The organism is Paraburkholderia pallida (genome assembly GCF_004524855.1).
Lineage (GTDB): Bacteria > Pseudomonadota > Gammaproteobacteria > Burkholderiales > Burkholderiaceae > Paraburkholderia > Paraburkholderia oxyphila.
In genome coordinates, this window is sequence record NZ_CP038149.1 from 1,573,788 (window position 1) to 1,595,787 (window position 22,000).

The 22,000-nt window shown below is 59.0% G+C and carries 25 protein-coding genes and 1 pseudogene; 11 read left to right on the forward strand and 15 right to left on the reverse strand.

The genetic code is table 11. The annotated features are described in order from the left end of the window. Positions 1-55: 55 nt before the first annotated feature. From E1956_RS22185 to E1956_RS22205, 5 genes are all read right to left on the reverse strand, one after another. Positions 56-1,129: a porin gene (locus E1956_RS22185; protein ID WP_232071530.1), complete on the reverse strand. Its 1,074-nt coding sequence runs from the start codon at positions 1,127-1,129 to the stop codon at positions 56-58. Positions 1,130-1,286: 157 nt separating this feature from the next. Continuing rightward, positions 1,287-2,345 carry a maleylacetate reductase gene (locus E1956_RS22190; RefSeq protein WP_134752952.1) on the reverse strand — a complete coding sequence of 353 codons (1,059 nt, stop codon included), beginning with the start codon at positions 2,343-2,345 and terminating at the stop codon, positions 1,287-1,289. Positions 2,346-2,381: 36 nt separating this feature from the next. Then, on the reverse strand, positions 2,382-2,975 hold the full coding sequence (locus E1956_RS22195) for a malonic semialdehyde reductase (protein WP_134752954.1): 594 nt from the start codon (positions 2,973-2,975) through the stop codon (positions 2,382-2,384). Between the two features lie 39 nt (positions 2,976-3,014). Continuing rightward, positions 3,015-3,314 (reverse strand): Dabb family protein, encoded by a 300-nt coding sequence (locus E1956_RS22200; RefSeq protein WP_134752956.1) that lies wholly within the window; start codon positions 3,312-3,314, stop codon positions 3,015-3,017. Positions 3,315-3,328: 14 nt separating this feature from the next. Next, on the reverse strand, positions 3,329-4,267 hold the full coding sequence (locus E1956_RS22205) for an intradiol ring-cleavage dioxygenase (RefSeq protein WP_134752958.1): 939 nt from the start codon (positions 4,265-4,267) through the stop codon (positions 3,329-3,331). 323 nt (positions 4,268-4,590) lie between these two features. Here E1956_RS22205 and E1956_RS22210 point away from each other — a divergent pair, with 323 nt between their 5' ends. Further along, entirely contained in the window at positions 4,591-5,331 is a 741-nt protein-coding gene (locus tag E1956_RS22210; protein ID WP_134752960.1) for an SDR family NAD(P)-dependent oxidoreductase, read from the forward strand. A gap of 85 nt (positions 5,332-5,416) precedes the next feature. Next, positions 5,417-6,283, forward strand: coding sequence for an ABC transporter substrate-binding protein (locus E1956_RS22215; RefSeq protein ID WP_134752962.1), 867 nt, complete (start codon positions 5,417-5,419; stop codon positions 6,281-6,283). 120 nt (positions 6,284-6,403) lie between these two features. Here the strand turns inward: E1956_RS22215 and E1956_RS22220 are convergent, their stop codons facing one another. Both E1956_RS22220 and E1956_RS22225 read right to left on the reverse strand, forming a co-directional pair. Beyond that, positions 6,404-7,222: an FMN adenylyltransferase gene (locus E1956_RS22220; protein ID WP_134752964.1), complete on the reverse strand. Its 819-nt coding sequence runs from the start codon at positions 7,220-7,222 to the stop codon at positions 6,404-6,406. A 101-nt stretch (positions 7,223-7,323) separates the two neighbouring features. Beyond that, the gene (locus tag E1956_RS22225; protein ID WP_134752966.1) at positions 7,324-8,259 is read right to left on the reverse strand and encodes a LysR family transcriptional regulator; all 936 of its coding nucleotides are present in this window, start codon (positions 8,257-8,259) and stop codon (positions 7,324-7,326) included. A gap of 163 nt (positions 8,260-8,422) precedes the next feature. On the opposite strand from E1956_RS22225, the gene E1956_RS22230 reads away from it, so the two are divergent. Both E1956_RS22230 and E1956_RS22235 read left to right on the forward strand, forming a co-directional pair. Beyond that, positions 8,423-8,983 (forward strand): flavin reductase, encoded by a 561-nt coding sequence (locus E1956_RS22230; RefSeq protein ID WP_134752968.1) that lies wholly within the window; start codon positions 8,423-8,425, stop codon positions 8,981-8,983. Between the two features lie 36 nt (positions 8,984-9,019). Beyond that, the gene (locus tag E1956_RS22235) at positions 9,020-10,573 is read left to right on the forward strand and encodes a 4-hydroxyphenylacetate 3-hydroxylase family protein (protein ID WP_134752970.1); all 1,554 of its coding nucleotides are present in this window, start codon (positions 9,020-9,022) and stop codon (positions 10,571-10,573) included. Between the two features lie 93 nt (positions 10,574-10,666). On the opposite strand, the gene E1956_RS22240 is transcribed toward E1956_RS22235, so the two are convergent. Further along, positions 10,667-11,416 carry an ion channel gene (locus E1956_RS22240; protein ID WP_167760090.1) on the reverse strand — a complete coding sequence of 250 codons (750 nt, stop codon included), beginning with the start codon at positions 11,414-11,416 and terminating at the stop codon, positions 10,667-10,669. Between the two features lie 411 nt (positions 11,417-11,827). Continuing rightward, positions 11,828-12,031, reverse strand: a complete 204-nt coding sequence (locus E1956_RS22245; RefSeq protein ID WP_028222933.1) for a DUF2970 domain-containing protein — start codon at positions 12,029-12,031, stop codon at positions 11,828-11,830. Positions 12,032-12,459: 428 nt separating this feature from the next. On the opposite strand from E1956_RS22245, the gene E1956_RS22250 reads away from it, so the two are divergent. The 5 genes and pseudogenes from E1956_RS22250 (at position 12,460) to E1956_RS22265 (ending at position 15,876) form a co-directional block, all read left to right on the forward strand. After that, positions 12,460-13,881, forward strand: a complete 1,422-nt coding sequence (locus tag E1956_RS22250) for an aminotransferase-like domain-containing protein (protein WP_134752974.1) — start codon at positions 12,460-12,462, stop codon at positions 13,879-13,881. Between the two features lie 225 nt (positions 13,882-14,106). Continuing rightward, positions 14,107-14,208 (forward strand): annotated as a pseudogene (locus tag E1956_RS22255) (PLP-dependent transferase); the annotation flags it as partial. A gap of 559 nt (positions 14,209-14,767) precedes the next feature. After that, on the forward strand, positions 14,768-15,013 hold the full coding sequence (locus tag E1956_RS22260) for a hypothetical protein (protein WP_134752976.1): 246 nt from the start codon (positions 14,768-14,770) through the stop codon (positions 15,011-15,013). Positions 15,014-15,115: 102 nt separating this feature from the next. Continuing rightward, positions 15,116-15,274 carry a hypothetical protein gene (locus E1956_RS46215; RefSeq protein ID WP_167760091.1) on the forward strand — a complete coding sequence of 53 codons (159 nt, stop codon included), beginning with the start codon at positions 15,116-15,118 and terminating at the stop codon, positions 15,272-15,274. A 323-nt stretch (positions 15,275-15,597) separates the two neighbouring features. After that, positions 15,598-15,876 (forward strand): hypothetical protein, encoded by a 279-nt coding sequence (locus tag E1956_RS22265; protein WP_134752978.1) that lies wholly within the window; start codon positions 15,598-15,600, stop codon positions 15,874-15,876. 205 nt (positions 15,877-16,081) lie between these two features. Here the strand turns inward: E1956_RS22265 and narL are convergent, their stop codons facing one another. From narL to E1956_RS22290, 5 genes are all read right to left on the reverse strand, one after another. After that, the gene (gene narL, locus E1956_RS22270) at positions 16,082-16,783 is read right to left on the reverse strand and encodes a two-component system response regulator NarL (RefSeq protein ID WP_418789266.1); all 702 of its coding nucleotides are present in this window, start codon (positions 16,781-16,783) and stop codon (positions 16,082-16,084) included. Positions 16,784-16,825: 42 nt separating this feature from the next. Next, complete coding sequence (locus E1956_RS22275; protein ID WP_134752980.1) at positions 16,826-17,071, reverse strand: hypothetical protein; 246 nt, start codon at positions 17,069-17,071, stop codon at positions 16,826-16,828. A 71-nt stretch (positions 17,072-17,142) separates the two neighbouring features. Next, entirely contained in the window at positions 17,143-17,571 is a 429-nt protein-coding gene (locus tag E1956_RS22280; protein WP_134752982.1) for a hypothetical protein, read from the reverse strand. Between the two features lie 139 nt (positions 17,572-17,710). Further along, positions 17,711-17,965, reverse strand: coding sequence for a hypothetical protein (locus E1956_RS22285; RefSeq protein ID WP_134752983.1), 255 nt, complete (start codon positions 17,963-17,965; stop codon positions 17,711-17,713). Between the two features lie 662 nt (positions 17,966-18,627). Beyond that, on the reverse strand, positions 18,628-19,275 hold the full coding sequence (locus tag E1956_RS22290) for a helix-turn-helix domain-containing protein (RefSeq protein ID WP_134752985.1): 648 nt from the start codon (positions 19,273-19,275) through the stop codon (positions 18,628-18,630). A gap of 137 nt (positions 19,276-19,412) precedes the next feature. Between E1956_RS22290 and E1956_RS22295 the strand changes: the two genes are divergently transcribed. Together E1956_RS22295 and E1956_RS22300 are read left to right on the forward strand one after the other, a co-directional pair. Then, positions 19,413-19,769 carry a RidA family protein gene (locus E1956_RS22295; protein WP_134752987.1) on the forward strand — a complete coding sequence of 119 codons (357 nt, stop codon included), beginning with the start codon at positions 19,413-19,415 and terminating at the stop codon, positions 19,767-19,769. Positions 19,770-19,796: 27 nt separating this feature from the next. Next, on the forward strand, positions 19,797-21,029 hold the full coding sequence (locus E1956_RS22300; protein ID WP_134754743.1) for an NAD(P)/FAD-dependent oxidoreductase: 1,233 nt from the start codon (positions 19,797-19,799) through the stop codon (positions 21,027-21,029). Between the two features lie 30 nt (positions 21,030-21,059). Here E1956_RS22300 and E1956_RS22305 read toward each other — a convergent pair whose 3' ends face one another. Beyond that, positions 21,060-21,770: a response regulator gene (locus E1956_RS22305; protein WP_197732853.1), complete on the reverse strand. Its 711-nt coding sequence runs from the start codon at positions 21,768-21,770 to the stop codon at positions 21,060-21,062. Between the last annotated feature and the right edge of the window lie 230 nt (positions 21,771-22,000).

The following is a 22,000-nucleotide window of genomic DNA, read 5'->3' on the forward strand; positions in this document are numbered from 1 at the left end:
GAGGTTATTTATTTAGATATCCGAAATCTATTCGACGCAGCGATTTACTTTTCCTCTAGAATATGCGCCTTATCCCAAGATTTCCCCCAACCGTGGTCCCCGGTGCCCCGGTCAAGAAGCTGAGGTCGGATACGCCAAGTCCAGTCTTCATGTCTCCGTGGTTCGAAACGGTTCCAATCTGCGCGTACAGTACCGTTTGCTTGGACAAGTAGTAGTCCACCCCCGCAGCCATCATCAAAGAGTGATTGGCGGTGTCGTCGCGGTCGCTGCTGTACCACACGCCTGAATTCACGTCGACGGAAGGCGTCACCTGATATTTGATGCCTCCACCGTAGATATTGTCATTTTGCGATCCCGCGACCTTGTAATTCACAAACGAACCCTTCACGGTCAATGATCCGAATGTATAGGCGGCTCCCACCGTGCGACCCTCGAATTGGCGAGTACTTGGAATCGGAGTCTGTACCGATCCGCCGCCGCTACCGTCATAGATCGCAGCGTTGACCAGGACCGCGCCGCTCTGGTATTTGAGGCTGGCAGACCATTGACGTCCCGCAGAAAAATTGCCTGCCTCGCCACCCAGGGCAAACATCGCGCTACCTTGAAAACCCATCAACTTGGGGCTCGTATAGGAGACGGCATTGGAATTGAAGGCACCTGTGACATTTACGTTGCTGACGTACAAAACGAGAGCGCTGCCGAACTCCGAATACTGACGCGGATCCGATTCGTCCAACGCGACGAAGAACGGCGAGTATTGCTCACCCGCCTTGATCTCGCCATAGGTACCACCAAGCCCTACCCAGGCTTGCCGACCAAAAAAATTTCCGTTTGAACTCTTGAAGCCGCCGTTGGCAACGCTGATCCCGCTTACGAGCATAAACTCCGCCCTCGCCCCCGAACCCAGGTCCTCCTTTCCTGCCAGGCCAAAAGACGACGGACCCACACCGCTATCGACCAACGCGAACGTCTTCCCAGCGTTGCCTCCCGTCGAGCTCGCGGTCTTGCTCGAATATTCGAATGCTGCATCTACTACTCCAAATAGCGTGACACTCGACTGTGCGCAGGCAATGGCTGTGTTGAACAGGAGCGCGGCGGGCGCTACAAGCTTCAATCTGCTAATCTCCATCCGACTTGTCTCCATGTATTATTTATCGTAGTACGAATTAAATGAGACAACACTCTACGGAATCACCTCCACATCACCGGTTGAAATGGAGATCAGACAACTCAAATACTTTGTCGCTATGGCTGATGACCGGCACGTACAGATCAGTTGTGCAGCATCAAATACCTGTACCCGCCCATGCGTGCTCAAGCAGTTCGGCCAGCGCCACGGATTCGACCGGACGCGGATTACCATAGGGATTCGAGAGGGCCTGCTTGACTGCGCGCGCAATGCCTTCGCGCGGCATACCGATATCACGCAGAGCGAGTGGAATGCGGCAGTCGCGTTCGAGCCGCAACAATGCACCGATGGCGTCGTCGGACCTCATCGCTCGGCACAGGCGGGACATGGCTTCGGGTACCATGGGGGCATTGTAGGCAAGCGCGTAGGGCAGGACGATGGCATGCGTCTGCGCATGCGGTAGATCGAACATGCCACCCAACGTATGACACAGCTTGTGATGAAGGCCCATTGTGGTGACACCGAGACAGCAAGCGCAAAGCCATGCGCCATAAAGCAGCGTCGCGCGAGCCCTGGGATCGTCGGGTTCTTTCAGCACCTTCGGCAGCGCGTCGACAATCGCGCGCACACCCTCCTCGGCCATCATCGCGACTATCGGATTGCTGTCCGGTGCATAAAGCGCCTCAACCGCATGCGCAAGCGCGTTGAATGCCGAAAGGGCCGACATCATCAGTGGCAACGAAAGCGTGAGATCCACGTCATAAATGACCACCTCAGGCTGGATCTTCGGGCTGCGCTGCGTCGTCTTGCGGCCGTCGTCCGTCTCACCAAGGATGGGTGTCATTTCGGAGCCTGCGTAAGTGGTCGGAAGCACGATCTGCGGCAGATCGGTACGCAGCGCGATAGCTTTGCCAAGCCCGATGGTCGAGCCGCCCCCCACTGCGACGACTCCATCGATGCGCTCGGCTTCGACGACCTCGAGTGCGCGCTTCGTCACCTCAACCGGCGTGTGCATCGTGGCAGTGTTGAATGTACTGGGCGCGCGGTCCCCTAGCAATTGTTGAATTCGCTGCGCTAGCGCGACCTGTTCAGGCGTCGACAGCACCAGCAAGCGCCGCAAACCGAGTCGCTCCGCTTCGGCAGGCAGAGTCGCGCTCGTGCCATGACCGAATACGACCCGCGCCGGCAGCATCTGATAGACAAAGGAATCCTGCATGTTCTGGCTCCGTCGGCGAATGAGACAAACACGTGGTTACAGAAGCGTACAGACCTCGTCGAACACGAGACGCGGCAACCGCGCAAGGACCTTGCCCGGATCCCCATAGCCAAGGTTGCAAAGGAAATTGACCCTGACGTCCCCCTCCGGGAAAAATTCGTCGTTGATTTTTTTGGTATCAAATCCCGACATCGGACCACAGTCCAGCCCCAGTGCGCGCGCAGCAAGGATCAGGTAGGCTCCCTGCAACGTACCATTGCGAAATGCCGTGCTTTCAATGAGATCTTCGTTGTCTTCGAAAATCGCGTGGGCATCGGCACGATGTGGAAACAACTCCGGCAGGTGGCTATAAAAGCGGCGATCATAGGCCACGATCACACACACCGGGGCGCTGCGCATCTTGTTGATATTCCCCGGCGCCAACGCCGGCAGCAGGCGCGCCTTGGCTTCTGGCGTACGCAGGAACACGAAACGCGCTGGGGAGGTGTTCATGCTCGTCGGTCCGAATTTGGCCAGATCGTAGAGTGCCTGCAACTGCTCGTCGGTGACCGCCTTCTCGCGCCAGCCGTTTTGCGTGCGGGCAGTGCGGAACAGGGTGTCGAGTGCGTCTGAGGACAGTGTATTCAACATGTTGATCATCCAGGTTAAGCGCAGATTTTTCCGTATGGGTCACGGCCGGTAATCCACTTGATGTCGCGCGGTTCGCAGGTCGCCCAATTCCGCTTTCACACGCAGATGCTCCGGGTGAGCCGCATAAGCCGCCAGTGATTCGCTCGACTCGAACTCCGAATACAGCACAACATCACACGCGTAATCCACGCCGCTTACGTCCACGCCAATTTCCATCTGCAACAGCCCCGGGATCTTGCCGATCAGCCCGTCAAACGCCGCCTTGACGCGATCGATGGCAATTGTCCTTTCGTCTGCTGTGTCACCTTTCAGATTCCACATCACGATGTGCTTGATCATTGGATTACCCTGCGTCAGTCGATGCGCCAATTGCCGGCAATGGAGCGGCGTTCTGATGATCTACCGGGCGCACCTCGACGCGCGACCCCAGTCTTCGCGCGGTTGAGAACGAAAGTAAAATCCAGTGTGCTAAACGGCGTGCCGATACTTGTACCATCTGGCGCCTTGCCCGGTTCGTGTCGTTTCCAGTCGGTAATCAGCGACGAACGCACGCCGAAGACGGCGTCGGAGTCGAGGTATTCATCGCCCGCGCGAAAAACATGGGTGATAAGACGCTCGTAGCCGGGCGCTTCGATCATGAAGTGCAGGTGAGCGGGTCGCCAGGGATGCCGGCCAAGTGCCGTGAGCATCCGGCCCACAGGCCCGTCGTACGGGATCGGGTAGGATTCCGCCGTGATCGAGCGAAAGTGGAATGACCCATCCTCGAGACTGCGCAATGTGCCGCGCCCCTGACTGGCAGGCGCCCCAGCGTATTGCACATCGTAGAAACCGTCCGAATCAGCCTGCCAAACTTCAATGCGTGCATGGGGCACGGGTTCGCCAGCAAGCCCGGTCACCCGCCCGGTCACGAAACACGGCTCTCCCTTTGCGCCATTCGCGACGTCGTCACCGTTTTCGTACTCGGGTGAATTTGCGACGAAGAACGGACCAAATACGGTCGCCTCCGTGCAACCCGCCGGCTTGTGGTTATTAAGCGCCGTCACCAACATCGAAAGACCCAGCGTATCAGATAGCAGAACGAACTCCTGCCGCTTGTCATCCGTGATATGGCCAACGTCAGTGAGAAACTGGATGCCCTGATACAACTCGTCCTCAGTCAGCTCAACGTCACGCGCAAACGCGTGCAGGTGCTGGATGACGCTCGTCATGATCCGCTTGAGCCGAGGATTATTCGCCCCTTCGTGATACGCGAGGGCGATTCGCGTGATGGTGTCTTCGTCGACGTTTCGCATGCTGCCTCCGGGTAGTCTGAATATTCGCCTGGAAATCGTAGCCGACAACCGGGAGTCGCTCCATTCCGTTTGGGCATAGTCTCCATGACGCTCAATACATAGAGCAGAACTATTGATGAGCGTAATGTGGCTCGGGCCAGACGCGCAGGGTCCCGCGCGATACCTCGGGACCCCGAAAAAGGAGTGATTTTTCCCATGTACATCATTGAACTGAGCTATGCGAGTCGTAGTGTCCGCGTAGAGCTCATCGCAACTGTTACGTATCAGCAAGGGCTTTCCCGCAAGCATCACGATCAGATTGGCCATGAAGTGGAGGTAACGTCATGCCCGTCGCGCTAATTACTGGAGCCAGCCGGGGAATTGGTGCGGTTACTGCATCGACTCTGGCTCAACACGGATACCGGGTGGTCGTCAACCATCGCGATAGTGCTCCCCAGGCCGAGGAACTCGTCTCGACTATCGGCGCAGCGGGTGGCGAAGCTGTGGCGATAAAGGCCGACGTCACGACGCCCGACGATGTCACCCGCATGGTCAATGAAATCAATGAGCGATGGGGCGGAGTAGATGTTCTCGTGCACAACGCGTTGACCCCGTATGCGGTTACCTCGTTCGCAGATTTGAGCTGGGAGCAACTCGGCGGCAAGCTGGACACCGAACTCCGTGCCGCATTCCTGACAACGAAGGCGGTTGTACCGGGAATGCTGTCTCGTGGCCACGGGCGCCTGATTTATCTGAGCACGCTGCTGTCCCGCCGTCCGCGTGACGGGATGATTACGCTAGGCACCGCCAAGGCGGCAATGGACCAGTTCGTGCGGTACGTTGCATTGGAACTGGCGCCACACGGGATCACCGCAAACCTCGTCGCACCGACTACCGTGGAGGGCGCCACGTCGGCCGGCCTGATCACACCCGAACGGCTGCACGCGATCGCAGCGGGCATACCGATGCGACGGCTCGCGCGCCCCACCGAGGTCGCCAAAACGGTGACGTTCCTGGCAAGTGAAGACTCTGGCTTCACCACCGGCCACTACATTCCGGTCAGCGGTGGTTTCGGGATGGAGTGAACATGACGAGCAAGGGCATCGCCCGGCATGGGGCTGTGACTTTGCCAAAGCACTCGATTGATCTGAAAGAGGAGATATTTGCGATATGCACTCGATTGATCTGACCTATGTAGGAAGTGGGATTCACGAAGAACTGGTCGCGCATGTGGCCGACCAGGAGGGCTATTTCGAGGACGAGGGTGTCCACGTGGCCCTTCGCGACGGGGCCGTGTGGCCGACGCAACGAGTGCGCGGCGGCGCAACCATCGGTCTCGGGCGTGCTCTGTTGTCACGAATGACCGATGGGATCCAGTGGACGGTCCTCGCCGCCAACACCCATCGTCCGCTATTCTGGTTCCTCGGGCGAAGCGAAATCAAATCGATGGACGACCTTAGAGGGCGGCGACTGGCAGTCCACGGGGCGCGCACCGCTCCCGGCTGCTTCGCGCGGATCGTGCTGCGCAAGCACGGTCTGGACCCCGATCGCGACCTGCAATGCGTGGAGCGAATCCCGGGTGACTACCAGATGGACCTGCGACGCCTTCGCGACGGCTCGATCGACGCGGCCTATGTAGGTAGTACGTTGTCTCCCGAACAGATCGCGAACGAGGACGGACTTTCGGTGCTGTGCTGGGTAGGCGACCACCTGCACATCCCCACAGTGGGAATCGCCGTGGATCCGACGCGCATCCCACTGCATGACCCTGCCCTGCAGGGTTTGGTGCGGGCCAACAAGCGAGCACTCCGAACGATCGCCGAACAGCCTCAACTGGCTGTCGGACACATCGCCTCGTTCCATAATCGACTGACCCTCGAGGAAGCACAGCAACATTACGAGCGCTATATCCGTCCGCATTTCACAACCGACGGTCGGGTGAATCTCGCTCTTGCCCAGCAGGGGGTCACCGAAGTTGCCAACGAACTGGGCATCCCTGCGGGCACCGTCGACCAGATGTACCTCCCTGCCCTGTAATCTCCTCCTGGAGAACATTTCGGACGCCGGCGTTAATGAACGAACAGTGCGGCGGTACGAACGGCGTCCGAAAACGAGGCTTCCGGGTAGCAGAGTCCTGTCGTTTATCCTCGGTGGTAGTCACGTGGTGATCGGCGCCGATAGCCGCGCCTGACCTACCCTCTCGATTGCGTCGACAAATTGCACGGTAACCTGGGCACCCCGTTCAAAGTCAACGGATGAAGCAAAACAGCGACGAATTCCGCCCTCGCTCCGGATGCTCACGCATTCTGGAAGCGTGACACCGTCCCGGCTACGCAGAAGAACCGAATACTGACCGACGCGCGGAATGCACATCTCCGCCGGCAAGAGCATTTCGCCACTCACCCCCACGTTGCATTCCAGTTCGTGATATCGTCCGAGCAACCGAGTAGAGCGCCGTACGTCGCCGTCAAGAATCAATCGGCGAATAACCGTCGACGAAGCCGCTTCGGAATTTTGATCATCGAATGCTGTGTGCAAAGGCACTGGATAGACGCTGAAATCCGCACACTCTCCAAGGCGCGCCAGATATTCGACCGTCCCCGCGCGTGCCTTTCCGCATACAAAATTTTGTCCCACCACCAGCGCGCGCATCCCTAACTCCTCGACAAGCGTACGCTGTACGAAGTCATCGGCTGTCTGCTCCCGCCGAGACTGATCAAAGGGTATCAACAACACGCGATCGACACATCCTGTCGAAGCCAGAAGATCGAGACGTCGCTGCACGCTAACTAGCAGGGGCAGTGCCTTGTCCGGCTGCAGCACCCGTCGCGGATGCGGATCGAACGTGACGACGACAGCAGGCACTCTGTAACGCTTCGCCGTTTCACGCAACATCTCGAGCACACGGCGATGACCGCGATGTACGCCGTCGAATACGCCAATCGAAATCACGCATCCTCGCTTCATTGTGTTCATGATCGCACTCCATACCGATGTATAAGCGGATCATAGAAGGCAACGAAGGCGCGATCCATCTACCCTGCTGAATGGGCTCAATAACGCCTGGGAATAGACCGTCAATGGCCTGTCTGACAGAACAGTTGCTTCATGACGGTTCGGATCCACTGATTTCCTGGATCGCGATGTACGCGGTCATGCCAATACTGTGCAATCTCGAGTTTTGGAAAATCGAGCGGCGGCTCAACGAGTTGTAAGCCGCAGTCGCGAACCAGGCCACGCGCCAGCAAGCCAGGAATCGTTGCAATGGCGTCCGTGCGCCGCGAGATCAATGCAGCAGCCGCAAAGGCAGGCACGCGGCACACGATATTCTCCCGGGGCACGTGCGACTCGAGCAGCCGTTCGACAGACAGATGCTCGTGCCCCGTGCCGACCGCCGAAACGAGTACGTGCTTCTCTGAGATGAACGCCTCGTGTGTTGGCCTGGCGCCGATACGCGGGTGATCGCTGCGCGTCACGCACGCAAAGGTCTCCTGCCACAACGGCAAACGCCGGATACCTGTCGTGAGCGATGGAAACGAGCCGATTGCGATATCGATCAAACCCGACTCCAGCCACAGGTCCAGATGCTGCGCGTCGCAGTGGATCGCCTGCACATGCACGCGCGGCGCGTGCTCAGCCAGATAGTTGAGCAGCGGCGGCAGCATGTTCACAACGCCCGCATCGACCACATGGATGCTGAATGTGCGCTCCGAGGTCACTGGATTGAAGGCCGCATGTGACGAACGCAATTGCCGAAAGTTATCGAGGATCGATTTGACGGGCTCCGCGAGTTCGAGCGCTTTGGGCGTCGGCTCCATGCGCATTGACACGCGAATAAAAAGCGGATCTCCAAAATACACCCGCAGCCGCGCGAGCGTCTTGCTCAACGCGGGCTGTGTGACGTTCAGAACGTGGGCGGCTTTCGTAATGCTGTGCTCGGTCATCAGTACATCGAAAACTTGCAGGTGGTGAAAGTCGAGTTCCGCCTCATTCCGCCGCGGAATAGTGTCCATGACGCGCTATCCATAGAGCTAAAGATTGGGTCCGTGTAATTTATCTCAAACGTGCAACGCAGGCCACCGGGCAATACCCAGGGTAACAGACGGGAGATGCGGTCGACTTCTCCCCTCTTCCTGTTCAGCACATTCGAGACGATAGCCAACAAGGAGACTCAGGATGACTCAAGTACAACTTCAGCAGGCGAATGCGCCTTCGCATGACCAACCTGCGGACAAGCTGCCGTATATCGATGCCACGGACTTCCGCGAAGCGCTTTCCCGCGCAGCGACGGCCGTCACCATCATCGCGACGGAAGGATCTGCGGGCAAGGCTGGCGTCACCTGCTCCGCCGTCTGCTCAGTCAGCGACACGCCGCCGACCATTCTCTTCTGCGTCAACCAGCGTAGCGCCGCAAACAGCGTAATCAAGTCGAATGGCCTTCTGTCCGTGAACTGGCTGCAGGCTCAGCAAGCGGACGTTTCGCAACTCTTTTCGGGTGTCGGCCACGTGCCGATGCACGAACGTTTCAACGACACACGCTGGCAGGTGTCCGTACACGGTATCCCGTACCACACGGACGCGCTCGTCTCGCTCGATTGCCGTATAGCCTCAGCCATGGAAATCGGCACGCACAGCGTTTTTGTTGCACACGTACTGAACGCGCGGACGAGTGCAGAAGTGGCGCCGCTGGTTTATTGCCAGCGCGCGTACGCAACGACACGTCCCACACAATCCTGACCACGCTGTAATTGACCACCAAAGGAGTACACACACATGATTCGCACCGGCAAGCAGTATCTCGAGTCTCTCAACGATGGACGTAACGTCTGGGTGGGCAACGAGAAGATCGACAATGTCGCGACGCACCCCAAGACGCGCGGTTACGCAAAAATTCATGCCGATTTTTACGATCTCCACCATCGCAAGGATCTGCAGGATGTTGTGACTTTTGTCGACGAAAACGGCGAGCGCCGTTCGATGCAATGGTTCGGTCATCGTAACAAGGACGAACTGCGCCGCAAACGCAAGTATCACGAGACGGTTATGCGGGAACTGGCAGGCGCATCGTTCCCGCGTACGCCCGACGTCAACAACTACGTGCTGATGACTTATCGCGACGACCCGACGCCATGGGAAACGCAAAGCATTGGTGCGGAGGGCAAAGTCCTTGCGAAGAACATCATTGACTTCGTCAACTACGCGCGGGATAACGACTTCAATTGTGCTCCCCAATTCGTCGATCCGCAGATGGACCGATCAGGTCCTGAAGCTCAAGCGAAATCGCCCGGACTGCGCGTCGTGAAGAAGGACGACAAAGGCATTTACGTTTCCGGCGTCAAGGCAATCGGCACTGGCGTTCCGTTCGCGGACTGGATTCATATCGGCGTCTTCTTCCGCCCCGGCATTCCGGGCGAACAGATCATCTTTGCCGCCACCCCCGTCAATACGAAAGGCGTGACGATCGTTTGCCGCGAGAGCACCGTGAAGGAGGATGAAACCGAGCACCCGCTCGCCGCACAAGGTGACGAACTCGACGGCGTGACAGTGTTCGAAAACGTCTTCATTCCGTGGAGCCATGTGTTTCACGTCGGAAATCCGGATCACGCCAAGCTCTATCCGCAACGCGTGTTCGACTGGCTGCACTATGCCGCGCTCATTCGCCAGGTGGTGCGCGCCGAGTTGATGGCGGGCCTTGCCATCCTGATTACCGAGCACATTGGCACGAACAAGATCCCACAAGTCCAGACGCGCGTTGCCAAGCTGATCGGCTTCCATCAGGCGACGCTCGCCCACATGATTGCTGCCGAAGAGCTCGGCTTTCATACTCCGGGCGGGCACTATAAACCGAACATCCTTATCTACGACTTCGGTCGCGCCTATTACCTCGAACACTTCTCCTCGATGATCTACGAGCTGGTCGATCTGTGCGGCCGCAGCGCACTGATCTTCCCGACGGAAGCGCAATGGAGGGACTCGACGCTTGGTCCGTGGCTCGAGCGCATGAACAGTGGCCCGACTGGCAAACCGCTTGACCGCGTGAAGATCGGTCGCGTCGTTCGCGATCTGTTCCTCTCGGATTGGGGCAGCCGTCTCTTCATGTTCGAGAACTTCAATGGTACGCCGCTCATGACAATTCGTTCGCTGACCATGCAGCGTGCGGAGTTCGCTGCCTCTGGACCGTACGGCATGCTCGCATCGAAGGTGTGCGGTATCGAACAAAGCAACGAATCGATGACGGAATATGCCGCCTCTGCAGACTACGCGAAGGCTCAGGATAAGGCGCGCCATCAGGAAGAACTCGCAATGCGAAGCACATTGACGGTCTAATGAAACACGACGTGCGACGCGACTCGCGTCGCACGCCCGACAAGCTGGCGCATGCATGTTACTCACCAAGACAGGTGATCTGGATAATATGGGTTACTCAGCGAATAGCTTGTTTTTTGTTTCGCCTGCCTCATTTTCATGGTGTTCTCCTCGCGCCTGCATTGCCATTGAGACGATTCTCGCCAGTACCGTCGCAGGGTAGAGATGACCAACGGATGCCTCAAGTATGGTGAGGCCTCGTGCCATGGGGCTAACGGGCAAGATATCTCCGAAGCCTACTGAAGTCAGCGTTGAAAATGAAAAGTACTCGAGCGTCGCACGAAAGCCCGAATGATCACTCACCTGTGGCAATCCCGAAAAGGCGCTCACGGACAGTAACGTGATTAAACGAAACACCAGAGTAAACAGAAGCCCGATATTTAGATAGATGACAATCGCGCCGAGGGCACGATATACCGAGAAGCGGCCAGGCGCGAAAACCGTAGCAAAAATCGCTACCGTCAGTAGCAGGAACGTCGCGATGGCCAGCACGTCCGCCCCAAGCAGCGCCAACGGATATTGCTGGAAGCAGTCGAGAACAATGATGGCGACGGATAGCGCAAAGGCGATCGAACCGATAGCAAAGGTCCACTCAGTACGAGTGATCAGGACAACAAGTGCGGAAAAGAGAAGCGGCAATACGCCGACCAAGCCCACCGGGACGTTTGACTGCGACGCAGTAGCCGGAATCAAACCATAAACAGTGATGGCCTGGGTAACCAGCAAAGCAACCATCGCTGCATCACGCCTGCTTTCATGGAGTTGTGAGATCGCATCACCCACGATGTTGATACTGTTTTTCATACATTTATCCGCTGACCATACGCACCGCACATTGCAGCGCATACTAAACCGATCGGTTCGACATCGTCAACAGTTCGAAACATCGACGGGATTCGGCTCACGGACAATGGACATTGTTTCTCCCCACGTAAAGCTATCTTGCGCTCATTGGTGGTGCACTTTGGGGGGACATACGCACATACTGCGCATTGCCAATTTGCTGGTGGAGCCGCGCCCAGCTCATGAGCTAGCATGCTGAAGTTCCATGCTCGCCCACTTACCGCCGGATGGGCAAGCAACGCATCCGCCATCTCGCGCGGGTAGGTGTTGGAATACGGCGTACTTCCTTGTGGACATCAAGCGTCGGTGGGACTGGACTCCGCCGCATACTGATTTCGGTTGAAAGCCATAAGCCTGGCCGGGCGCCTATGTTCAGAACCCTTGTGCGGTTCCCGTGGAGTGCGCGACCAGCAACACCACGCCCAGAATGCAGGCGCCGATGAGGACAGCCAGTCCAACTGCTACGAACGGCAGCCAGCTGAAGTTCACATTGGCGAAGTCGGCCTCGTGGGCCGCACTTTTGCGCACGCCGAAGAAGCTCCACAGAACGATGCGTACCATACGGATGAGTTCCATCTTTTCCTCCATTTCACTCGATCACATGGCGCCATGTTCATACTTCCTTATGAACGGGAAAAGCAGCAGTTGCGGACAATTTGACGGATGCAGCCAGTGTGGCTTGCGTGCAGACACGACAAAATGCCCCGACACTCGCGCGCCGGGGCCCAATGCTTGCCACGCTACAGGCAATAAGAGCCGCAAGCTCTGCGGGTTTAGGTGATGATCCAGGCACTCGCGCAGTAATCCCGGCGCACCCCGGGAGAACAGACCCGGGCTTCGATGCGCGCTGGCTGCAATGATCCGCCCCTACGAAGTCGCCGTACAGAAGCAGACGACGCAAAAATCATCGCCGCAGATCGCTTCTCAATTCCGGCGAGAGATACGAAAATCGAACCGGATTGCTGCGTCCCCTCCAACAACATTCTTTCAACGAGCGCAAGCGCATGACACGCTACGAACTCCTGGCCCAAACCATGGCCGCCGAGATTCGGTCCGGCAACCTCGCGCCCGGCTCGCGCATGCCGTCGCTGCGGCAGATCATTGCCCAGCACGGCGTGAGCCAGTCCACCGCGACGCGCGCTTACTATCTGCTCGAACAGTGGGGGCTCGTGCGCGCCGAGGAGCGCTCGGGCTACTATGTTGCTCCGCCCTCGAAGCCCGCCCGCGCCGTATCGCGCGCCACGCCGGGCGATTCGGCCACCGTCGACATCAGCGAGCTTGTCTTCTCGGTACTCGACGCCGCCAAACGGCCCGGTATCGTGCCGCTCGGCTCCGCCTTCCCTTCGCCTTTGCTCTTTCCGCTATCGCGCCTCGCCAAATCGCTCGGTCAGGCCGCACGCAGCGTGAGCCCGTGGAGCACGGTCGTCGACCTGCCGCCAGGCAACGAGAGCCTGAGGCGGCAGATCGCGCTGCGCTACATGCGCGTGGGTATCTCGCAGCCAGCCGAGGACATCATCATCACCAACGGCGCGCTCGAAGCACTCAATCTTTGCCTGATGGCGGTCACCCAGCCCGGCGACATCGTTGCCGTCGAATCGCCGGGCTTCTACGCCGCCCTGCAGGCGATCGAGCGGCTCGGCCTGCGCGCCGTGGAGATTCCCGTGGATACGCAGACGGGCCTCGACCTCGACGCGCTAGCCGAGGCGCTCGACAGGCACCCCGTGCGCGCCTGCTGGTTCATGACGAATTTCCAGAACCCGACCGGCGTCACGCTATCGGCGGCAAAGAAAGAGGCGCTCGTCGATCTACTCGCGAAACACGAGGTCCCGCTCATCGAAGACGACGTGTACGGCGAACTGCACTACGCGCCGAACTACCCGCCGCCGGCCATGGCCTTCGACCGGCACGGCCTCGTCATGCATTGTGGCTCGTTTTCGAAAAACCTCGCACCGGGCTATCGCGTTGGCTGGGCGAGCGCGGGGCGTTTCGCCGCGCGCGTGCAGCGTCTCAAGCTCATGACGACCATCTCGGCGAGCATCCCCGTGCAGGCCGGCATTGCTGACTATCTGGAACACGGCGGCTATGAGCGTCACCTGAAGAAGATCCGCCTCGCCATGCAGCACCAGCGCGACGCGATGATCGAAGCGATCCGCCGCTGGCTGCCTGAAGGCACGCAATACACGCGCCCTGAAGGCGGCTATTTTCTCTGGCTCACGTTCCGCGAGCCCATCGACGCCATGGCGCTGCACCGTCTCGCCATCGAGCGAAGCGTCAGCGTGGCACCGGGCCCGATCTTTTCCGCGTCTCACGCTTTCGAGAATTGCATCCGGCTGAATTATGGCCATCCGTGGTCACCTCGCATCGACGAGGCGATCCGCACGCTCGGAGAACTGCTCGTCCATCCAGACGTGCGCGCACAATCGTGAGCCACGCGTATGCGCCGCATCTGCTGCGCTCGCTTATGCGCCATCTGCTGCTTGATGGTGCCTTCTGCGGCGCGACAAGGTCAACGCTCCGCATGTCGCTTTGAGCCACGAAATTGACCTCCCGAGAGACTCGAAGACCACTAAGACAGGCAATTCCTGTCGCTTTGATACACGGACACTTAAGAATCCGACCGTCCGCCCCCTCTTATCCGCCTGCCGGGCTTGCCTGGCTCATTGACGTTCGAGGTGCAGGACATTCCGGCGATCAGCAGTCTCGCGCATCGGCACGGCGCCATCGTCCTGATGGACAACACCTGGGCGACACCGTCTTCAATCATGGGGCGCCCGCCATCTCTATTAGCGCTCGGTGTCAGCGGGGGAGTTTCGACAAAACGGCTCTCGACGAGCAGTTGCAGGGCTGCCGCGTGCAGCGCCCGCAGCGCGCCAAGTTCGCAAGCGACTGGGCGCACACTCCTGGTTGAGAGCGACTATAAACAGGCGCCATCAGCTTCACGTCGCAACGCGTGGATCCGTTACGCAGAGCGCATTCGGCCGACGTCAAGCCGATGGCGTAGCGAATTGTCAGTTGTCGTCTGACCGGACAGGCGGGCGCACGTGCGGTACTGGCTCCTCTTTATCTGCGTCCGGTACAGATGACTCGGTCTGAGGCGCCGCGCCAGGGAGCGGCTTGTCTCGCGTCGCAGGTGGCTCGACGGATTTTGTGGCGAGGTCTGACGGCATCGTATTCTCCGGATGATTGGGGAAAATCCCCACTACCACAGTAGCACTTAACATCATGCGGGGCTTGCGCGCGGAACGCCTGGACTACCAGCCGCGCATGGGTGCGCAGAGGCTACAATGGCCGAAAATCGCTGCGGAGGTCTCAATGCAAAACCCCGCACTGTTTCACGTGCTTCTCGACCACCTCGAGGCGAACGGCACCCAGCCTGTCGACATTCAGCGCTTCGTCGACCGGTGGCACCGACTTCGATCGTACGACGCGTTTCTGTGCCCGGTCTGCTACCTCGCCGGCGAGGAGCAGCCGCTCGCCGCATTGCCGGCGCAAGGTAACGTCGAGCCATTCAAATGTCCGGGTTGTCGGACACAGTTCGACGTACCCATCGACGGGTAACGCCACGTCTTTCCGGAATGAAATGGACAACGCAAAACGCCGGTTTGCACGAACGCATCGCCTAAAATGCAAGCATGCCCCCGACCTGGGAAGGAGGCTGCCATGGCCGAGTCGATGACGGGTGTGCTGTTTGGGGTGATTGCGCTGATCATTGCTGCAATATTGGTAACAGAGCACTACAAACGCGCACATCAGAGGAATCAGCAATCCCGCTGGCTGGACACGCATCCCGTGCGGGACTGGTTACACCATAAGCATTGATGGCGCAGCCAGAATTAAAAGCCCCGCTCAAGGCGGGGCTGACCTGGCCGGACTGCATTCGGGACTGCGGCTTTCCCAATGGAGATGCGCCTTCAGCTTGCGGCATCCCCGACTGCGATCATCGTGATCGTCTGCTGATTCCGGTGCAATAGCATCGAAAGTGGCGGCGGCTATGGGCGCGGGAGGGGTTTTCGTCATGCCATTTCCTGTTCGTTTGCGAAGCCGTGGTGGTCCGCATATAGCGCCAAACCGCGTTCGCGCCAACGATGCAATGCGCCCTATTGGGGTGCCAGGATCCAAAGACGACCACGCCGGAGACGAATATGGCCCGCGCTGAGAACATGCACAACGGCTTTGAATATTCAGTTCAAACGCTCCCGAAACAAGGCGTCGGCGGTGCGGATTTGCAGATATTCGGGTTCCGCGGCTTCGTGCTTATCCCAAACGACACCGATGCTCAGCCCGCCATGCAAATCCCGGTTCAATGCCTCGAGGAAGAGGGCTACCGTCGCGAAAACTGGGCGCTAGATGCTGCCATTGATGAAGCAAAAGCCATCATCGACGGCAAGCGCCCACTGAAAGGCCCGACAGCGGTCAGATAAGAGCGACAGACTTATGCGGGCCCAAGATCTGCCGTTCGCTGCTTGAGACCGAACAACCGATACGGGTCGGCAGAACAACCCTAAACGATAAAGGTCGTTCCGCCGTTCAATTCCGGGACGACACGCCTGCCACCCCAAGCTCGACCTCTGTACGTTTTGTGGGCCTCGCGTCGTGAGCAACGCGCGATGCGCATGAAGATGGAGATTACATGCGCGACGGATGGTGGCGCACGATGTGCTCGCGATGCCAGACGACGGCTTCGAGCCGCGAGTGAAGATCGAGCTTGTGCAGCAGGTGCTTGACGTGGACCTTGACCGTGCCGACGCTAATATCGAGTCTGCGCGCAATGGCCTTATTGCACAGGCCCTCGACGAGATAGTCGAGCACCTCCTGCTCGCGCGCCGAGAGATGGGTCTCGCTGGTGTGAAGCGGCCGCTCGCCCGACAGCGCGTGAACGAGATTGCCGGTCACCGACTCGCTGAGCACCGAGGCACCCTTCAACACCTTGCGCAGGTTCAGACACAGCTCCTCGGGCTCCATGTCTTTCAGCAGATAGCCGTGCGCGCCGGCGCGCAGCGCGGCCACGACATCCCGTTCGTTGTCGGAGACGGTCAGCACAATGATGCGGGCGTCGACGCCTTTCTCGCGCAGCAACGCGATGGTCTCGACCCCGCCCATCTCGGGCATGTGGAGGTCGACCAGGATCACGTCCGGCTTAAGGTCGAGCGCAAGTCCGACGCCTTCGCACCCGGACGCCGCTTCTCCGACAACTTGAAAGCCCGGGCTCATCTGGATCAGTTGCGCCAGGCCTCGCCGGAACAGCGCATGGTCGTCGATGAGAAGAACGGTGCTGACCGATTCCATAGCCATTTCATCATACATAACGATGACAAGCCGACGATCCATTGATGGATTCCATCATAGACCACCTGTGCGATCGCACAGGCGTTACGCCGCTTGCCGATAGCTCATCGCCGGCCGTTCGTCGGGTGGCGGGAAGACCTGCCAGAAGCCGTCGTCGTGCCGGAAGAAGAAGAGCGCTCGAGGATTGGTCGGATGCGAGACCTCGACGCAGATGAACCGTGTGTTGCCCGCCGTGGTTCGGCCGAACTTCGTCACGTGGGCCGGCACGGCCGGGGTCGGCGCCAGCCACTTCTCCACCAGCCCTTGCAGGCTTAGTTTCTGCGTGTTCATCGCTTGCTTCCTTGCTTCCGTCTTGCTTCATTCTGCCTCTCGAACATCCAGCCAGCACCGCATCGCGTTGCTCAGGCGGCCGCCCTGACGAGGTCGTCGGACAGCCCGAACTGGTGCGCGATCGTCAGAAGCCGCTCGCGCCACTCCCACTTGCCGAACACGTCGTGGACGTTTTGCAGACAACTGAGCAGTTCGATTGCAACCGGGTCGTAGACATTGATCCGCGAGCGAAGCAGTGCCCTGCGCAGCGCGGCGATACCCACGTCCATGTACGCGGGTATTGCGTCCGATGACTGTTTGCCGATATAGCGGACCGGCACCCCTTCAATCGCGGTCGTGTAGTCGGAAGGCTTGATAAGGCTGCCGACAGGGCATCCTCCACAGTAGCCGCGATATGCGCCGCCACCACGTGGCAGCAGTGCCGCGCGACCTTGGGAGAAAAGGTGCTCCACTGCCCGGTCGAAGATCTGCTGATAGGTCAGAAAATCACGGCTTTTCATGATGCTGCTCCGCCAAATCTGTCAACGATTCGTGTCTCCAGTATGGCCGGTCGACAGCGCCTTGAAATCCGCCAGAGGGGGCACCCCCTTTTGGGGTATTGGGAGCCATCAACCCAGAAAGCCACGACGGATTTGACGCTTACCGGTAGATTTGCTTGCGCGAGAGCAGTTCGTCTGGCACTTCGTTATCAAACAATTCCCCCCAAAGCGCACAGAGCTCCCATGCGACTCGTCGCTCACGCACGAGGACATGACGCGATACCGGCAATTCCCCACCGATCCCCCAGCCCAACTCGACGTGGATCACCGAAAACGACGCCCGCAATTCGATGGACGATCTGCGCTGGCGACCGATCGCTGGCCAGCTAGAACCGGGCAGCATCAGGCAGGTCATCGTCATCCTTGACAGCAGGATCGCGGAGCGGCTGCTTTTTCGGCATTGAGATAAATGTAGGAATACATAACAAAGCGTTTGATCAATTTTATTATGCTAAATATATTTGTCGGACGCCGACATACGGGCGGCAGATCATGTCCCGGTCCCCATCCATTGGGGCCTCGAAATCTGCGGGCGATTCAGGTGCACCGTATCCGATATCAATATTTTCGATAAAGCAGCCCCAGCGCGCGACGCGCCTGTGAAAGCGGAAACACGTACCATGCACCATCGTTGTGACGGAAGACGATGGTGGATCGTGGCGCGTTTGCCGCGGCCGCGAGTGTAGAGTTCAGCAATTGATGTCGCGGTTTGACAACCCATTCATGTCGCTTTGAGCCACGAAATTGACCTCCCGAGAGACTCGAAGCCCATGACGACAGGCAATTCTTGTCGGTTTGATACACAGTCACTTAAAAAATCGACGTTCCGCACCTTTTTGTCCATTTTGCGCCTTGCGTCGATGTGCGTGGCTCCGACACCTGCATCTTGGACTTTTTCCCTGATCTGGCTCGCAGGACTGTTCGCGCCAGTGCACGCAGGATGGTCGCCACAACTTGACTTAGGTTTATGATCGTCCACAAGCATTTCGCCGGCCGATTCGCACTTCACTTCGTCGGTCAAATGACGCCATTCGGTCCGTCTCCATTACTATCGACACAGCACACCAGCACCTGCGCATCCTCCTCGCTGAGGCTCAAGTAGATATGCCCGACCGAGCTGTCGAAATACAGACTGTCGCCGGGCGCCAGTTTGAATGACTTGCCAATTTCAAAACGCAATTCGAGTGCACCACTCAACAAAAAGACGAACTCTTCGCCCGAATGCCGGATGTACTCCGGAAAGTCCGACACTGCACGCGCATGAATCCGCGCTCGCATCGGCACCATCCGTTTGCCGATCAGATTGTTGGCGAGCATGCCGTACTCGTAGTTCGGCGTGTCGTAGATATGCTGCTTGCCGGCGGGGGTAAAAGACGGCTTGATCGGACCGCCCGCCGATTTTCGGCGGCGCCCAAAGATCGCGTCGAACTCGAGCTCCAGCGAGTGCGCGAGCGCCGCAAACTTGTCATAGGTCAGCGCGATATCGCCGCGCTCGGCTTTAGAGATCGTGGACACCGCGATTCCCGAGCGCTCGGACAACTCCGCCAGCGTCAGGCCGCGCGCCTTGCGCGCCTGCCGCAAATGCCCGCCCACCAACTTATGGTCGAGCGTGGGCGGCGCCTCGTGCGCCTCTTTAACCGGCGCTTCGGCCGCTGCCTTGACCATCGCACTGGCTTCCGGTGAAGATTTTTTTCTCATATACGGGAATTTTAAATTTTCTCGTATATGATAACCCACGTCACTTGACGCCTCCTTTCAACGAGTCTGGCCGGACGACGCCGGCATTTCAACGGTCCAACACCATGTCGAACGAAATTAAACGTCTGCAAACGAACGCACGCATGAGCCAGGTGGTCATCGCCAATAACGTGGTTTATCTGGCCGGTCAGGTGCCCGACACGGCAAATGTCTCCGTGACTGAGCAGACGCAAGAAGTCCTCGCGCGTGTCGATACCCTGCTCGAATCGGCCGGCGTCGACCGCACGCGTCTCCTTTCCGCGAATATCTGGCTGAGCGATCCCAAACACTTCGCGGAATTCAACGCCGTGTGGGATGCGTGGGTGCCGTCGGGTTGCGCGCCTACTCGCGCCTGTGTGCAGGCGTTGCTGATGAAGCCGGGTTGCGACGTCGAAGTCGCCGTAACGGCGCTCCTTGCTTAACCGGCGACAGGTAAGTTCATGCCCCCCCTGAAATTCGATACCGTCGTGCTCGGTGCGGGCATTGTCGGCGTGTGCATTGCCGTGCACCTGCAAAAGCGCGGTCGCCAGGTCGCACTGGTCGACCGCAAACTGCCCGGCAACGAGACTTCGTTTGGCAACGCCGGACTGATCCAGCGTGAAGGCGTCTATCCCTATGCGTTTCCACGCGACTTCAGTACCTTGCTTCGCTATGCGCGCAATCGATCCACGCACGTCCGCTACCACTCCGACGCCATCATCAAGACGGCGCCATTCCTGTGGCAATACTGGCGTAACTCGCAGTCGCAGAAGCATGCCGCTATCGCGAAGTTCTATTCGACGTTGATCGAGCATTCTGTGGACGAACATCGCGCGCTGGCTGCCGCTGCCGGGGCGTCCGCGCTGTTGCGCCCAACCGGCTGGATCAAGGTGTTTCGCACGGCAGCCGTGCAGGACGAAGAAATCCGCATCGCTGAACGGTGGCATCGGGAATATGGTGTGGAGTTCGAAGCGCTGGATGCAGCTCACCTGCAACGGAAAGAACCGGATCTCGACCGAACCCTGTCGGGCGGCTTGCGCTACCCAGAATCCGATTCCGTGAGCGATCCCAACGCGCTCATCACCGCTTACGCGAAGTATTTCGAAGCATTGGGCGGGCGGTTTTTCATCGGCGATGCAGACTCGTTTCGCGAAGGTTGGACGGTCGACACGCAAGCGGGAATGATCGCTGCTTCGTCGGCGGTCGTGGCATTGGGGCCGTGGTCGGACCTGGTGAGCGCACGCCTTGGCTACCGACTGCCGCTTGCCGTCAAACGCGGATACCACATGCACTATGCGCCCCGAGCGGCCGCCCGTCTGAACCATCCGGTTCTCGACGTCGAGAACGGCTACCTGCTTGCGCCCATGGCAAAAGGTATCCGCTTGACCACGGGCGCGGAAATCGCGCGCTGCGATGCGCCCAAAACGCCCACGCAACTCGCTGCGGTCGAGCCGATTGCGCGCACGCTGTTTCCATTGGGCGAGCGCCTTGACGACGAGGCGTGGATGGGGCGGCGTCCTTGCACGCCCGACATGATGCCGATCATCGGGCCGGCGAGAAAGCACCGCGACTTGTGGTTCGCGTTCGGACACGCACACCATGGGCTGACGCTGGGCCCGGTCACGGGCCGTTTGATCGCCGAAATGATGACGGGTGACGAAACGCTCGTCGACCCGCAGCCGTTCAGCGTCGAGCGCTTCTAGTCACGGCAAGGGCGAACCGGATTGGCGCACCTAGCGGTGATTGACATCGAGCATGTAGCCCTCGCCGCGAATCGTGCGGATCAGTTTCGGCTCCTTGATGTCCTCCCGCAGCTTCTGGCGCAAGCGCGAGATCTGTACGTCGATGCTGCGGTCGAACGCGTCGATCGACTTGCCGCGAGCGGTATCCATCAGATATTCGCGGCTCAGCACACGTCCCGGCGCGGCGAGGAACGCGTTGAGCAAGCGAAACTCAGCGTTCGATAACGGGATGACGGTGTTGTCGGCGGCAATCAGGTGGCGGCCGGTCTGATGAAGCCGCCAGCCCGCGAAGCGGCTTTCCTCCTGAGCCCTCGTGCGGCCTTGCGTTTGCGCGCGTACGCGGCGCAAGATTGTTTGAATGCGGGCGACCAGCTCTCGCGGTTCAAACGGCTTGACGACGTAATCGTCCGCGCCCAATTCCAGTCCCACGATCCGGTCGGTCATCTCGCCGCGCGCGGTCAGGATGATCAAGGGAATCTCCGAGACCGCACGAATCTCGCGGCACAGGTTGAGACCGTCGTCGTCTGGAAGCATCAGGTCCAGCACCACGAGGTCGAAGCCCCCTTCCTTCAGCGCGAGATGCATTTCCGCGCCTGTGGCGGCTTGCTCAGTCGTCATGCCGAAGTCTGCAAGGCAGTCGCATAGCAGGCTGCGAATCTGCGAGTCGTCGTCGACGACGAGAATACGGATCGCTTTGTTCACGGCGTCTCTTCTCCGATGTTGCGACGGTGAGATGGGGTCCCCTCACGCATTATTGCCTCGTAATATAAGGGCTCTTTGCACGAATTGTTGCAGCCTTGAAATAATCGCTGAGCGCCTTGCCCTAAAAGGCCGTCCGGACAAAGCAACACGCCTGCCGAGCGCGTTTCCCATGGATAACCCGCTCCGGATTTTCCCGTAGCCACGCCCTTCGCATCATCCTCTCCTCGCTG

Bases quoted from the DNA above. Each gene is read 5' to 3' on its own strand.
- E1956_RS22185 (WP_232071530.1), bottom strand. From the start codon at position 1,129: ATGGAGATTAGCAGATTGAAGCTTGTAGCGCCCGCCGCGCTCCTGTTC.
- E1956_RS22190 (WP_134752952.1), bottom strand. From the start codon at position 2,345: ATGCAGGATTCCTTTGTCTATCAGATGCTGCCGGCGCGGGTCGTATTC.
- E1956_RS22195 (WP_134752954.1), bottom strand. From the start codon at position 2,975: ATGTTGAATACACTGTCCTCAGACGCACTCGACACCCTGTTCCGCACT.
- E1956_RS22200 (WP_134752956.1), bottom strand. From the start codon at position 3,314: ATGATCAAGCACATCGTGATGTGGAATCTGAAAGGTGACACAGCAGAC.
- E1956_RS22205 (WP_134752958.1), bottom strand. From the start codon at position 4,267: ATGCGAAACGTCGACGAAGACACCATCACGCGAATCGCCCTCGCGTAT.
- E1956_RS22210 (WP_134752960.1), top strand. From the start codon at position 4,591: ATGCCCGTCGCGCTAATTACTGGAGCCAGCCGGGGAATTGGTGCGGTT.
- E1956_RS22215 (WP_134752962.1), top strand. From the start codon at position 5,417: ATGCACTCGATTGATCTGACCTATGTAGGAAGTGGGATTCACGAAGAA.
- E1956_RS22220 (WP_134752964.1), bottom strand. From the start codon at position 7,222: ATGAACACAATGAAGCGAGGATGCGTGATTTCGATTGGCGTATTCGAC.
- E1956_RS22225 (WP_134752966.1), bottom strand. From the start codon at position 8,259: ATGGACACTATTCCGCGGCGGAATGAGGCGGAACTCGACTTTCACCAC.
- E1956_RS22230 (WP_134752968.1), top strand. From the start codon at position 8,423: ATGACTCAAGTACAACTTCAGCAGGCGAATGCGCCTTCGCATGACCAA.
- E1956_RS22235 (WP_134752970.1), top strand. From the start codon at position 9,020: ATGATTCGCACCGGCAAGCAGTATCTCGAGTCTCTCAACGATGGACGT.
- E1956_RS22240 (WP_167760090.1), bottom strand. From the start codon at position 11,416: ATGAAAAACAGTATCAACATCGTGGGTGATGCGATCTCACAACTCCAT.
- E1956_RS22245 (WP_028222933.1), bottom strand. From the start codon at position 12,031: ATGGAACTCATCCGTATGGTACGCATCGTTCTGTGGAGCTTCTTCGGC.
- E1956_RS22250 (WP_134752974.1), top strand. From the start codon at position 12,460: ATGACACGCTACGAACTCCTGGCCCAAACCATGGCCGCCGAGATTCGG.
- E1956_RS22260 (WP_134752976.1), top strand. From the start codon at position 14,768: ATGCAAAACCCCGCACTGTTTCACGTGCTTCTCGACCACCTCGAGGCG.
- E1956_RS46215 (WP_167760091.1), top strand. From the start codon at position 15,116: ATGGCCGAGTCGATGACGGGTGTGCTGTTTGGGGTGATTGCGCTGATC.
- E1956_RS22265 (WP_134752978.1), top strand. From the start codon at position 15,598: ATGGCCCGCGCTGAGAACATGCACAACGGCTTTGAATATTCAGTTCAA.
- narL (WP_418789266.1), bottom strand. From the start codon at position 16,783: ATGGATCGTCGGCTTGTCATCGTTATGTATGATGAAATGGCTATGGAA.
- E1956_RS22275 (WP_134752980.1), bottom strand. From the start codon at position 17,071: ATGAACACGCAGAAACTAAGCCTGCAAGGGCTGGTGGAGAAGTGGCTG.
- E1956_RS22280 (WP_134752982.1), bottom strand. From the start codon at position 17,571: ATGAAAAGCCGTGATTTTCTGACCTATCAGCAGATCTTCGACCGGGCA.
- E1956_RS22285 (WP_134752983.1), bottom strand. From the start codon at position 17,965: ATGACCTGCCTGATGCTGCCCGGTTCTAGCTGGCCAGCGATCGGTCGC.
- E1956_RS22290 (WP_134752985.1), bottom strand. From the start codon at position 19,275: ATGGTCAAGGCAGCGGCCGAAGCGCCGGTTAAAGAGGCGCACGAGGCG.
- E1956_RS22295 (WP_134752987.1), top strand. From the start codon at position 19,413: ATGTCGAACGAAATTAAACGTCTGCAAACGAACGCACGCATGAGCCAG.